The organism is Streptomyces sp. NBC_00154, assembly GCF_026342835.1.
Taxonomy (GTDB): domain Bacteria; phylum Actinomycetota; class Actinomycetes; order Streptomycetales; family Streptomycetaceae; genus Streptomyces.
Window position 1 is genome coordinate 6403588 of sequence record NZ_JAPEMI010000001.1, and the last position, 13172, is coordinate 6416759.

Genomic DNA, 13172 nt, shown 5'->3' on the forward strand with positions numbered 1-13172 from the left:
GCATTGCTGGCTAGTGCATTAGCCCGCGATTCGATGCGGTGTCGAGCTGGTGGTGCGCGTGCGAGGTCGGGTTGGCGTGAGTCGAATGGGCATGTAAGTGATGTCAACACACTGTGAAGGTGGTGTGTACGGTCGCCGTTCCGTGTACGGTGGCGAACATGTCGGACACCGTTACCCCCACTCTGGGCCAGCCTGAAGGCGCAGCCCCCCCGCTCGTCACCGGCGCCGAGATCGCCCGCCTCGCAGGGGTGACGCGGGCGGCGGTCTCCAACTGGCGACGCCGCTACCACGACTTCCCGCCCGCCGCAGGAGGCAGCGCCTCCAGCCCGCTCTTCGCCTGGCCTGCCGTCCAGGAATGGCTCGAGCGCCGCCACAAAAGCCAAGAAGTCTCGCTGGAAGTACAGACCTGGCAGGCGCTGCGCACAGCCTACGGGGACGCCATAGGGGCGGGCGTGGCGGCCGCCGCGGACCATCTCGTGGAAGAGTGCGGCTCGGTGGGGCCGAGGGGCGCTGCGGATGCCACCAGTGCCGGGGAAGACGCCGATGCAGTTGCCAAGGCGGGTGCCTGCGCCGATGCGACGGCGCCCGGCTCAGCCGACGCCGCTGGCCTCGTGCCCGGCCCTCTGCCCGGGGCCATCGCCGTCCTCGCCGACCGCCTCGCCGCCGAGTCGACCCCTGCCGAAGCGCTCGAGGCGCTCGTCGAGAGGCTCACCGACTCGGCACGGCGCTCCGGCTCCGACCAGGTCACCGCGCCGCGCATCCTCCGCGCCGTCGCCCACTTCGCGCCCGAGCTGCGCCGCGGCCAGACCGTGTTCGACCCGGCCTGTGGCATCGGTTCGCTTCTCTACTCGATCCAGCCGGAGCGCGGCATCGTCCGCATCGGCCAGGATCTCGACGTGGACTCCACCCGCATCGCCCGTGCCCGCTCTTCCCTCACCCGCCGCCGGGGCACCCGCATCGCCGACGGCGACTCGCTGCGCGCCGACTGTTTCCCCGGACTCGCCGCCGACCTCGTCGTCTGCGACCCGCCCGCCGCCGTCACCGACTGGGGCCGCGACGAGCTGCTCATCGACCCACGCTGGGAATTCGGCACCCCCTCCCGGGCCGAAGGCGAGCTCGCCTGGCTGCAGCATGCCTACGCGCACACCGCACCCGGCGGCCACGTTCTGATGGTCATGCCCGCCTCCGTCGCCTACCGCAAGGCCGGCCGTCGCATCCGCGCCGATCTGGTGCGCCGGGGCGCCGTCCGCAAGATCATCGCGCTGCCCGGTGGGGTTGCCTCCGCACACTCCCTCCCCGTCCACCTCTGGCTGCTGCGCCGCCCTGCCGACGCTGCCGACCGCCCCACCGCCGTCACCCTGATCGACCTCACCGGCAACGCCCCCGACGACCGGCTCGATCCGGCCGAGAGTCAGCTTGCCGAGGTCCCGCTCATCGATCTCCTCGACGACGACGTTGACCTCACCCCGGCCGCACACATGCCCGTCTTCCAGCGCAACCTCGCCGCCGAGTTCGACCGCGCCCGCGCCGAACTCACCGCGGCCTTTGCCGCGCTGGAGACCCTTGTCCCCGATCTGCGTGCCGGCGACGGCGCCGACCTCTGGGACGGCGCCACCGTGAGCGTCGCCGACCTCGTCCGCGCCGGTGTCGTCGACCTCGCCTCTGGCCACCCCGCCACCATTGGCGACCAGCTCGACCCCGACTACCTCGATGGTTTCCTCCACGCCGGCCCCAACATCCGCCGGACCACCTCCCAGAGCGGCACCTACCGAGCCGACCTCAAGGGCGCCCGCATCCCCCAGCGCGACTCGGCCGAGCAGCGCCGCTACGGCGCCGCCTTCCGCGCCCTGCGTGAAGCCGAGGCCCAGGCACTTCGGATGGCGGAGACGGCTCGGCGGATGGCGGAGATCGCCAGGGAAGGGTTGGGGAGCGGGGCGTTGGTGCCGGGGGAGGGGTGACATCTCAGCACGAACAGGCACCGCGCAACACGAACCCTCATGGTCTCGTAATGCGTAGGTCTCGGATTCGAATCCCGAGAGCGGCTCTGTGGAAGCCTCAGGACTTACTCGCCGTGACCTGTGGGGCTTTTGCTTTTTCCCTGCGCCTCGTCTGTGTCGGTCTGGTGCGAGCAATCTCGTTTGTGAGGGGCGCAGCTTGCGGTGACTGTCGGTGAAGCCGGAGAGTCTGAGTAAGTGGGTCTCTCGGTGGCGGGCCAGGTCTGCCGGGGTGAGTGAGGTAGACACTGTTGCGCGGTGTCGCCTCATCGACGCGGAGAAGGCGTCCGAGGGCAACCTTGCAGGTCACAGCGTGACGTTTCTGTGCCGCGTGCGGGGAGTACCCCGCTCCACCTCCTAATCGAACATCGCGTCACGGCCAGCCCGAGCGGTGCGGCACCAGGCCGAGGAACTGCTCGTGAGTGAGATCCGGATGCTGCATGTCGGCTCGTGCGGCGCTTATGGAGCTCCGCGGATCCGCGCTGCTCTGCGGTGTGCCGGCCGGATTGTCAACGAGAAGAGGTTCAAGCGGCTGAGGCTCGTCCATCACGTCACCGGGATCACCCGGCGGCGGCGCCGTGGCCTGACCCGTCAGGCGAGGCGGGCGGTGTTCGCCGCCGATCTCATCGGCCGGACTTCACCGCGCCCCGCGCCGGCTTGGGGCTGGTCGGCGACATGACCGAACTTGTCACCCCTGAGGAAAAGTTGTACCTGGCGACCGGCATCGATCTCGCCACCCGTGAAGTGACCGGCTGGGCGATGGCCGACCACCACCGTGCCGCCCTGCCGGTCGCCGCCCTGCGGATGACCGCAGGACGCTGCGCTCTGGACGAAGGGTGCGTCATGCGCACCGACCGCGGCAGCGAGGGTGGATTCAACTGATCGTCGCAACACCTCGTGGGTGGAAGTGGAGCGATGGGTGTTGGCCCGCGGCAGCGCCAGGTTCGTGAGTCCCGGGGTTAGATGCCGTCGCCGGGGCGGCCGACGGTCGCCTGGCGTGAGGATTGTGTCCGGTTCTGGGCTGCGATCGCTAGAGGAGTCTGGACAGAGGACGCGGCAGCCGAGGCTGGGGTGTCGTCTCATCGTCGATCGCTGATGTGCCGATGTCCGTGACCTGCTGGCGACGCGCTGAATCGGATTCGTAACGTCCTCACGAACGCTTGTTGAGTTTCTTGGCTTCGGTAAGGATGCGGCCTCGATCCATGAATCCGACGCCGCGATCTCTAAGGATCTTGTCGACGTGGTGCTGCTTGCTGCCAGCACGGAGTAGACATGCGGCCTCAGCCACCAGGCCATCCTGTTGGGCCGTGGAGGCCACTGTGGCGCGGTCGTGCGTGATGCGTGGTACACGAGTCCTGCCCGCCGTTGTTGCCGGGCCCGTCCCCGGCCGGCGAACGATCGCCGCCCGGAAGGTCTGGATCGGAAGGGGGATGCGGACGCCGAACCGTGCGGCTATCAGGAACGTGCCGAGCAACCAGCACGCCAGGAGGATGCCGATGAACTTCAGGACGTCCAGGGCGAGCGGGCCGGTGTAGGTCTTCTCGTCTCCGATCGAGCCCAGCGGTGCCATGAGGAGAAAAATCCCCGCGACCACACGCCAGTTCCGCTGCCAGAACGTCTGAACTTCGGCCGTTTCGGGGTTCTGAGCCGCTATGGGCCGGGTGGATGCCGACGAGCGGTGGATGCGGCGTGCCGTGTCGTTGACCGGCGTCATCGCGCCGTCCAGTCGATACCTGAAGAGCGCGATGTTCCACTCCCGGGCGTAGGCCGCGGCGGTGGTCGCGTAGTCGCTGCCGGTGAAGAAGATCAGCTGTGCGGTCGATCCGTAGGGGCGCGCTCCCACGAAACGTTGCAGTTCCGGACGTCCGACCTGAGCGGCTTGGTACTTGACCTGACCCAGTGCGCCGGTAGCGCGGACATCGATGCCGGAGTCCGGGCCTCCGGGGCGTGCGGTGGCATCGGTATAGCCCCAGTGGCTCATCCAGCGAGCTGCGTTGAGCTCGGCCTGCTGCCACGACGAAATCTGCATCGGCTGCGGCGGCACATCCCTTGGCGGCATCTCGGCCACGTTCCCCTCATGTACTCGCTACCGGCTCGGCAGATCACTGCGCAGGGCAGAGCGAAGCGCACACCTGACAGAGGAATAGCATGCCGACGCCGAGCTGCCCCATGGTACGCGGTGTCGTGGTGACCGCAATAGCGGGAAGCGGTGCAGCCAGCAGTGCGCCGATATACGGGGCGCCTCAGTCACCGCTACGTGCCACGATGACGCGGCACATGAGGAAACGGGGGCGACGAAAGCCATGAGGTACGACCAGAACCGGGCGGACAAGCTCGATGAGACGATGCTCGAACTGCTGCTGCCGGAAAGCGCAGTGGAGTCACTGGGGCAGTGGCTAGCCGACCCGGAGCGCGGCCAGCGGTACGCGAACGGAAGCGGCCCTCACGTCATTTCATACGTGCCATCCACGTGGATCGCCGTAGCGCCGTGGCCCACCACCTTCGCCGACCGGGCGGCGGCCAATTCGGCTTCGGTGAGCCGAGCCGAGGTAGTGGCCGCGGTCCGGGCTGCGGGGCAGACCGAGAGCTGGGCACAGGCATTCGTGGCCACGCAGGTGTGGGGCTACGGTGTTACGGGCTACGGCCCGTACCGCACTCGTCAGGTGCTCGCCCAGCCTGGTGCTGAGGCCGTCCTCACCGAGGCGGTGTCCTTGCTCATCGATGAGGGCGCGGTCGCAGCCTACGAGGTGCTGAATACTCTCGATGGCCTCGGGCCGGCGTTCCTCACCAAGTTCCTCTACTTCGCGGGCCTGGCGCTGCCAGAGGTGAAGGGCCCGCGCCCGCTGATCCTCGACAGCGTGCTCGCCGGGGTCCTGCGTCGGCACGCCACGAAGGTTGGACGTGCGGTTGGCTATGAGTGGTCCGAGGCGATCATCAAGCGGATCTGGCGCGACAGTGGCTGGAGTTCCCACCGCTACGACGTCTACCTCCGGTGGATGTATGCCGCCAACGATCGACTCGTGGCCGCGTCGATCGACTGGCCCGCTGCCCCAGACGTGCTCGAGCTGGCCCTCTTTAGCACCGCCTGGGACCCGGAATAACCGTGTTGCCGGGACGTCACCTTCGGGTGCCCCTGGTTCAGGTAGTTGTCCAACGGCCGCAGCCAAGTCCCAAGGCCTCGAACGCCAGCAGACGATGACCGTCCACCTTGCGCTATCACGATAGGACAGCTGCACCAAATCGCTGATTCTCCGGATTCTCAACCTCCTCGCCGGCAGTTATCCGTGCGGCTTCGCCGCGCGGTAGGCGGGAGGACGGAACATCCGCTGCTTCGGCAGCGCTTACCCCGGAGACACGCGATGCGTAACCAGTCCAAGCCTGCCGTCGAGGCTGCCTTCCTGAACGTCCAGGGCGCCGCGAAGTACATAGGTATCTCGGTGAACACCCAGCGACCCCACCGCGGCCCTCCTCATCGTGGCGGCCGGCCCCGGCGAGTACGCGCAGCCGGAGACCGTCGCGGTCATCGGCGTCCACGACCAGGAGCTGCTGCACGAGGGCCTGGCTGGGGCGTACGGCACCCCGGAGCGTGTGGCGGTCCTCGACCGGCTTGATGCGCTCCTGGAGGGTCGCCGCGTCGCCCACGAGACCGACCGGGGCCCGGTCAGCCGGTACCCGTCCGTGCTCATCACGCTCCCTGGCCAGCTCGTCAGCAGCGAGCGCGACGCCCTCCACCCGTGGCTGAGCCGGCACCGCGAGAGCGCCGAGAAGGCCGCCGACTACGTCTCTCGGCTGGCGCGGCGGGCGGCGGTGTCGAACCCGCGGCGCAGGGAGTGGCCAGTCCACTGCCCATCGAAGCCGGCGAGCATGGCAGCGCGGGTGACGATGGCGGCCGCGACGGTAGGGGTGATGCGGCCGGACGGGGCCCCGACGCTCCGGGCGTGATGGGTCATTGGAGGAGTGATGCGGTCGTGCCCATCGATACGGACGAACAGCGGCCCATCGGTGCGCCCCTTGGCGTTCAGCGCGGCGAGCAGCGCGCGGACGGCCCACACAGGGCAGGTGGCGGGGGTGGGGCCATAGGGCACGGCCACTTTGTCGTGCCGCTTGAGCGGGCGCCGGTAGAGGGTCACCAGGAGCCCTGCGTTGGTCTCCACGGCGTCGGCCTGGTCGAGCGAGACCAGCTCGGAGACGTGGGCGGTGCACGCGTAGCCAAGCAGCAGCAGCGCGGCGTCCCGCTTCCCAATGAGCGTGTCCTGGTCGAGGGTGGCGAGCATCTCGCGCAAGGCATCCGGGGTGGAGGGCCCGGCCCTACGGGGGCGGGCGGCCCGGGCCTCGGCCCGGCCTTTGGCGGCGGCCAGGCGTTTACGGTAGCCGGACAGTACCTTGCGGGCGCCCTCTGTCTCAGGGACGGGCACAGCGTCCGCCCTGTGCGCAGCGCGGACGGCGGTCAGGATGCGATTGATGGACCCGGGGGCGAGCGGGCGGCCGGTCTGCGGTGACGGGGTTACGGTCAAGTGCGCCACGTACTCAGTGACAGTCTCCGGGGTAGCAGGCAGCGGCCGCCGACCGACGCTCGCGCACCAGGCAGTGAAGGCGGCCATGTCGGCGGAATACATCAGGCGGGTGGAGTCGGTCAGCTGTCGGTCGGTCTCGGCGGTCCCCACGGCTATGTGCTGAGGGCCAGAGCCTGGGGCGCGGAGGCTTGTCACGCTGCTCATCGTAGGGCGGCCCGACACCCCGCTGGCCCGGACGTCACGGCGGGTGCTCCCACGAGGTGGGCGCAGGCTCAGCCCGTGACACGGCGCCCGTCTACGACAGAGGACCCGCGCCCGCGGTGGCGCGGGTCCTCTTCTGCGTGGCGAGGTGGTCAGCCGGAGGACTCGGTCGCGCGGCCGGACCCCAGGCTGCGTCGCGAGGCCGGAGACGTCGGGCAGATGGCGGTCCACCTCGTCGACCAGACGCGGTCGTCGTGACACGACCGATATCGGACGTTGCGAGGCCACTTCGCGACAACCCTCCGTGAAGGTTGACGGATGCTCAGGCTTCTCTGACGTACCGTCAACCATTCAAGATCATCTTGCACGTGCGTTGCACAAGGTGCTGAAAAACAACAGTGATCAGTGGAGAGCTGTGAAGGTAGGTATCCGCAGGTCAGCTGGCATGTTGAGGTGTCGTGCCCGTTGCCCCAAGAGGCACGACACCGCGCCGGTCAGATGTCGCGGAAGAGACCAGGCGGCCCCGTGACCTGCCACGATGGGTGGCTGCGGGGCACTGACCTGCGCAGATGGTCTTTCGGCTGTTTCACGGACATGCCCGTTGATGCAGCCGGAAGTCCCAGAAAAGTCCCAGGGGGATCCCAGGGGATGGTCACTCTTTCGACTCTATGCGGGGTTCGGGGATGCCGTGTGGGCTGGGGAGCCTGCATGGGTGGTCCGCCTTGACTGAACGGCGGCGCACGCTCCTATAGATCCTTGCGCGCCTATGCCAGCTATTTCCAGGCGGCTCAGCTGTCCAGGGCCGTAGGCTCACGGGGCAGGGCCGGCGAGTTGCGCGGACGTGTAGACGGCGATTGGGAGACCAGGGGGGCGCAGCACGGTGGACTGGGAACGCGGGCTGCTGGGGGTGTACGGCCAGTGGCGCAAGGGGGAGTCGGACGAGGATCTTTCGCAGCTACTCATCGATATCGTGTCCACGCTGCTAGCCCAGTCTGTGTCGTGGGACTCCATACATTTCTATGAGCTTGACGGCGTACCCGCGGTGGCTTACGAGTTCGAGGGCCGGGACTACCTTCTTGTCCTGGCGGGGCATGAAAGGCCGTCTTCTTGGGGGACGGCGATCGTCATGGCCGAGGGACGCTTGGTCCGCGGCGCCCTATGGGCGGTGCTCTACTGGCCGGATGATCAGGCGGACGACGAGCTCGTGCGCCAAGCAACGGGCCTCGGAGCAGTTCTCGACCGGACCCATCTGGATGCAGCCGTCGTGGGGTTGTGTGGACTGACCGAGCTTGTCCGTCGTGCCGTGCGCAGGCAAGAACCTTATCTGCCGCTTGCCGAACTGCTCGGTACGGGTGAGGCGGTGGTAGAGCCTGAGGCGATGGCTTTGCCGGCACACATGACGTCCTCTGTTCCAGTGGAGACGCGGACATGGGCGGGGGCCACGGCTGACGTGCTGCTGGTCGGACGGATGCAACCGGACCGGCCGACTGGCCTGGCGTGTCTGCCCCAGGGGCGCGTCGTCATCACCCGCGACGACGGGCTGCTTGAGGTCGATACGGCCAGTGGCCAGGCCCACTGGTATCTCGCGTTGCCCGGTTGCCATGGCGCTGCGTTGGTGTGCCAGGACGGCGGCGTCCTGGTGTTGTGCGGATCCGCTCTCGTCCGCTGGCGCGAGGGGCGTCTTCAGGCCGTTGCCGGAGGCTTCGACGACGGATCCGTCTTGCTGGCCGGACCGGACGGGGAGCCGTGGGTACTGTCGGGCTCAGGTGTCACGTTCGGTGTCGGCGAAGGGGACCTTGCCCTGGTACGCGCCGGCGACAGGGCCGGAGACCAGATGCGCTATCCGATCCATTTCCCTGGCGCGGTGCGCTCGGCGGTCTGGCTGGAACGGCGCCGGTTTTTCCTCGCCGCCTCGGGACATAGCACGGTCGTGGATCTGGCCCGCACGACCGACGCGGGGCGGCGCGAAGACTGGATCCGGACGCCAGTGCACTTCCCGGCCCATGTTGCGCGCGCTGGTGCCGACAGCGTTCTGAGTGCCTCGGCCGATGGCTCCGGTACCGGGATCGGCGTGCATCGCACCGACATCGTAAGCTGCACGAGCGAGCCGGTGGTCGAGGCCCGGCTCGGCGAACTCTTCGGCTTCGCCCAGGACCCTGTAAGCGGCTCCGCCTATATGCTCGCCTCGCTGCCATCCAACGACCACACGCAGATTCGCCCCGTCCTGCTTCGGATCACCGGACACCGTCCCTCAGTCCCTCGCTCGGCACCCGTACCGGCGGTCTGCAGCTATGACCTGGTCAGCCAGACGGCGCGCGGCGAGCGCGCAGACTACGCGTTGGAGCCCCGGCCCCTGGCCCCGCCCGGGGGGCAGGCGGAAGTCTTCCCGGCCAAGCACAGGGCCTCGGGGACGGTTGTGGCCTTCAAGCGCCGCTCGGGCTGGCGCGAGCGGGGCCAGAGGCGTATGCGCCGTGAGGTAGAAGCAGCCCAGCGGTTCGGCGCCAACCGGCACGTCATGCCCGTCCTCGACTACCACCCGGGCTATAAATGGTTCGTCATGCCGAAGGCCGAGGCCACCCTAGAGGACAAGCGGATCGAACTGCAGCGCCCGGATGAGCTGCGGGCCCTGGTGGAGGCCGTCGCAGCCGGCCTGGCCGACGCGCACAGCCACGACTGGATCCACCGGGACATCAAACCCGCCAACATCCTGCTGCTCGACAGCCGCTGGGTAGTCGCGGACTGGGGCATTGTGCGCCGCCCACGCGGGCAGACCAGCGCCGCTGGCCTCCTGACCACGACCGCCATCGGCACCGAGGGGTTTGCGGCACCGGAGCAGTTCCTCGACGGCCACGATGTGACCCCCGCCAGCGACATCTACAGCCTCGGACAGCTCATCGGTTGGATCTCCACTGGGACCTGGCCGCAGACCAACGTGCCTCTCCTACCCCCGCCGGGCCCGTGGTACGGGGTTGTACGTCAGGCCACGCAGCTCGATCCCGCCCGTCGGCCCCAGGACATGGCAGCCTTCCTCGACTTGGTCGAACGCGAAGCGGGTGCTGGCAGCGAACTGCCCATCGTGCGTGGCCAGCGCCTGCTGGAGGACGCCAACGAGAAGAACGACACTGCCGCGGCAGCCCAGTTGCTCGCCCTCGCTGCTGATAGACCCGGCTCCTATGAGTTGTATCTGGACGTGATCACGAGGGTGAGGGTGATGAGTGCCAGGGAGGCGTTGCTCGATAACGCCGCCCAGACGGCCGTCGTGGTCCAGGCCCTGACCCGGCATGCCGCTGCCGACGACTGGCCCAGTCGGGATGAGGCCGACCGGGCCCTGTGGTGGCTGCTCGACGTCGCCCGACTCGCAGCACGCGACAAGCAGTGGGCTCTGCTCGACACGGCTGTTCAGGGCATGTGCGACTGGGACGGCCGCTTCGACCGGTGGAAACCGCAGGACGACATCAAGGACTGGATGCGCGAGCTCACCGGGCACGCCGCGAGCGTCGTTGCCTCCGCGCTGCGCGCCCAACCAGACGGAGCGCGCCACCTTCATGAACTGGCAGACGAGCGCCGGGTCGACCTGGCCATCCGAAGCGCTGTTCACATGCCCTGAGTGGTCATTGCAGAGGCATTGATCAGCCACATCACGAGCAATTACGTTGTGCGAGTGGAAGATGACGAGGGGGATCGCTTCTCCGACGCGATTCGGCTTCTGCTGCTCATCGCGGCGGTGTCCGATCCGTTGAACGAGGCAGAGCAGCAGGCCGCACCGAAGGATGCGGTGGCTGTGCTGCGCGCTGAGGGCCGACTGCAGAAGCTCGACTTCTGGCTGCGTAACCCGGATTACCTGGCCGATGAGCTTCTCAACGACTACGAGCGCGAGAAGGAGGCCATCAACCTGGAACTGGCCAGCAGCATCCTGGATTCGGATGAGCCGGAGATCTGCGCCATCCCGATGCTGCGCTATCTGTTCGGGGCATTTGAGTACATCGACCAGGCGATGAGCATCTTGGCCGCCCCGCGGCTGGTGGTGGTCGTGCCGCGGCGCACTGCCAAGCGGGTGCTCCAAGACAACTACTACCTCACGGCTAAGGGGCGCGAGGTCGCCGAACGGGCGACGCAGCAGTTCTCGGTCCTGGCCTGGTACACCGAGCGCGCCCGCCTCGTCCGGGCGTTGGCCGAGGCCACGGGGCACTCCGCCCTGGCGCTGCGCAAACGGCAGTATTTGCAGCGTGACTACGCCGAGACCCCGCTGAACGAGGTCATCCCGTCGATTGCCGACCGCGCTCGCGCGCGCCTGGCTCGGCTGCGCATCGAAGCACAGCAGGAGGACGCCGCGTGACCACAGAGTCTTTGCCGGTCCCGTCCGACAGTGAGCTGTACGAGCTGATCGCTGCCCGCGTGCCGTCTGCTGACGTGGAGAAGGTCCGCGACGCCCTATTTGCCCATGGCGTCCAGCTCACCAGCCCATTGCCCGCGCGACGGCAACTGGTTGTGCACCGTCTCTACTGCGAGGGCACCAAGACCGGCACGGACGACAACGACGGCGTATTCACCGTCGACATGACGCTGGGGCCGGGCCCGTGGGCCATCGCCAGCACCATGAACAACGTTGGCAAGTCGAGTCTTCTGTGGGCGCTGAGCTACGCGCTGCGCGGGGACGGCTTCGAAGCCTTCAAACGACCGGAAACAGTGGGCTGGTTCTCCTACGTCCGCGCGGACATCGAGGTTGCCGGTGTCGCCGCCTCCATCCGCCTGACCTTCGACAAGCCCGACCGTCCCAGCTGCCGGCTCCTGTCCGCCGACACCCTCGAGCACCTCATAGCTCTCGACGGCTCCCAGGAGACCGGTCCCGGCGTACGCGTGGCGGCCACCGCGGAACCCGACAGTGTCAAGGAGCTCCTCGTCCGCTTCATGCTCGGCCGCTTGGGGCTGCGACCACTGTCCCTATGGGCGGCCGAGGCTGGCGCTCCGAAGGACGCCGACGGCACCCGCGACAGCGCGGAGCAGGTGCATGGCTGGGCCAGCTACTTCTATGCCATTGCGCTGAACTCGGGTAACTCCAGTGTCCTGCTGGGCTCGACGGCGTACAACCAGCTCCCCGTGAAGCTGATGCAGCTCTTCCTCGATGTCCCCTGCGCGTCCGAGTTGACCCAGATCAGCACGGCGCGCAAGAAGGATACCCAGGAGAGCAACCGCGTTCAGCGCCGGGCGCGAGAGGATGCCCAGGCCCGCGAGCAGCAGACCGAGCCGCTACGGCAGGCACTCAGGGCTGCCGAGGAGAAAGTGGCGGCCCTGGAAGCGGGCCAGCCTGACCTGACGAGCCTGCTCGCCGAGGTCGACGCCGCCGCACGACGGCTCGCGCATGACCAGGCAGCTCTCCAGGAGGCTGAGGAAAGCCACGCCCTGGCACGCAAGGCACGCTTGAAGGATGAGAGAGCCGTCCGCCGGGCCCAGCAAAGCAGCGCAGCCCGGGCTCTGTTGGGGGCGCTTGAGCCGGAATCCTGCCCGCGCTGTGATCATCAGATCGACGATGTCCGACGCACCGCAGAAGAGAGCGAACACCGGTGCTCTGTGTGCGCGAGCCCTCTGCCGGAAGCGCAGGACGACCCAGAGGCGCGGGCCGCACTGCTCAGCAGGCTGGAGGATCGGGTGAACGCCTCCCGCACAGCTGAAGACACAGCCCGGCGGGCTGTCGAGACGACCGCCACCACCTGCGACAACAGTCGTGCTGCGTATGACCTGGCGAACGCCCGCCTTACCTCGGCACGCTCCGGCAGCTGGTACACCCGCCTCGAATCCGCAAGGGAGGCCATCTACCAGCTGCGCGGCGCTCTGGCAGTCGCCACCGGTAACGGGACGGGACTGCCAGAGGTGGTCGGTGACTACGTCACCGCAACGACGAGCCCGTCGGACACTGAGGATGACTCCGACGATGGCGAGGCCATCCTTGAGGTGGCCGCAGAGGTGTTGTCGAAGGTGGTCGCCGACCACAGCAAGGCCCTGTTCGCCGACCTGAACGGCGAGATCGTCAGCATTGCCCACGACCTGGGCGTGGCGAACCTGACCAGCGTCGACCTGGGTCTGAACAGAAACCTCAACGCCCGCAAGACGGGCGCCAAACACCCCTTCAGGGCGTTCAGCCCCACCGACCGCCTGCGCATGCGCATCGCGGCCATCATCGGCATGATCAAAGTCGGCCGCAAACGCGGCATCAGGTCCCACCCCGGCCTGCTGCTCATCGACGCGCCCACGGCCGAAGAGCTCTCCCACGACAACGCGCGCCAGTGCATCAAGGCCCTCTACGACACCGCGGCGGACGACCCCGGCATCCAGATCGTGATCACGTCGATCGACGACGCCGTTTGGGAGTTCTTCCCCGAAGACCGTACCGTGACCGGTCCTGACAAACGCCAGCTCTTCTAGCCCAGGCCACCAGGCGTATCCAGCAGCGACGAGGGAGGCGGAA

At 68.0% G+C, this 13172-nt stretch carries 8 protein-coding genes and 1 pseudogene; 7 read left to right on the forward strand and 2 right to left on the reverse strand.

What is annotated here, in order from left to right; all coding sequences use genetic code 11:
* Window positions 1–158 precede the first annotated feature (158 nt).
* The 3 genes and pseudogenes from OHA03_RS28710 to OHA03_RS47860 all read left to right on the forward strand — a co-directional run.
* Window positions 159–1958, forward strand: coding sequence for an N-6 DNA methylase (locus tag OHA03_RS28710; protein WP_267006625.1), 1800 nt, complete (start codon window positions 159–161; stop codon window positions 1956–1958).
* A gap of 454 nt (window positions 1959–2412) precedes the next feature.
* Complete coding sequence (locus OHA03_RS48040) at window positions 2413–2673, forward strand: IS3 family transposase (RefSeq protein WP_354006157.1); 261 nt, start codon at window positions 2413–2415, stop codon at window positions 2671–2673.
* Window positions 2628–2876, forward strand: a pseudogene (locus OHA03_RS47860) (DDE-type integrase/transposase/recombinase); the annotation flags it as partial. The gene OHA03_RS48040 and the pseudogene OHA03_RS47860, both read left to right, overlap by 46 nt.
* A 268-nt stretch (window positions 2877–3144) precedes the next feature.
* Here the strand turns inward: OHA03_RS47860 and OHA03_RS28720 are convergent.
* Window positions 3145–4053 (reverse strand): restriction endonuclease, encoded by a 909-nt coding sequence (locus tag OHA03_RS28720; protein WP_267008197.1) that lies wholly within the window; start codon window positions 4051–4053, stop codon window positions 3145–3147.
* A 244-nt stretch (window positions 4054–4297) separates the two neighbouring features.
* Here OHA03_RS28720 and OHA03_RS28725 point away from each other — a divergent pair, with 244 nt between their 5' ends.
* Window positions 4298–5095: a hypothetical protein gene (locus tag OHA03_RS28725; RefSeq protein ID WP_267006626.1), complete on the forward strand. Its 798-nt coding sequence runs from the start codon at window positions 4298–4300 to the stop codon at window positions 5093–5095.
* 675 nt (window positions 5096–5770) lie between these two features.
* Here the strand turns inward: OHA03_RS28725 and OHA03_RS28730 are convergent.
* Window positions 5771–6703, reverse strand: coding sequence for an integrase (locus tag OHA03_RS28730; RefSeq protein WP_267006627.1), 933 nt, complete (start codon window positions 6701–6703; stop codon window positions 5771–5773).
* A gap of 886 nt (window positions 6704–7589) precedes the next feature.
* On the opposite strand from OHA03_RS28730, the gene OHA03_RS28735 reads away from it, so the two are divergent.
* Genes OHA03_RS28735 through OHA03_RS28745 form a run of 3 tightly spaced genes read left to right on the forward strand, consistent with a single transcriptional unit; the run spans window position 7590 to window position 13129 of the window.
* Entirely contained in the window at window positions 7590–10316 is a 2727-nt protein-coding gene (locus OHA03_RS28735; protein ID WP_267006628.1) for a serine/threonine-protein kinase, read from the forward strand.
* 54 nt (window positions 10317–10370) lie between these two features.
* Window positions 10371–11045 carry a hypothetical protein gene (locus OHA03_RS28740; protein WP_267006629.1) on the forward strand — a complete coding sequence of 225 codons (675 nt, stop codon included), beginning with the start codon at window positions 10371–10373 and terminating at the stop codon, window positions 11043–11045.
* An 11-nt stretch (window positions 11046–11056) separates the two neighbouring features.
* Entirely contained in the window at window positions 11057–13129 is a 2073-nt protein-coding gene (locus tag OHA03_RS28745) for a hypothetical protein (protein WP_267006630.1), read from the forward strand.
* Window positions 13130–13172: the final 43 nt, after the last annotated feature.

What these genes read in the sequence shown, in the direction of transcription:
- OHA03_RS28710 (WP_267006625.1), top strand. Translation starts at nt 159, where the DNA reads ATGTCGGACACCGTTACCCCCACTCTGGGCCAGCCTGAAGGCGCAGCC.
- OHA03_RS28720 (WP_267008197.1), bottom strand. Translation starts at nt 4,053, where the DNA reads ATGCCGCCAAGGGATGTGCCGCCGCAGCCGATGCAGATTTCGTCGTGG.
- OHA03_RS28725 (WP_267006626.1), top strand. Translation starts at nt 4,298, where the DNA reads ATGAGGTACGACCAGAACCGGGCGGACAAGCTCGATGAGACGATGCTC.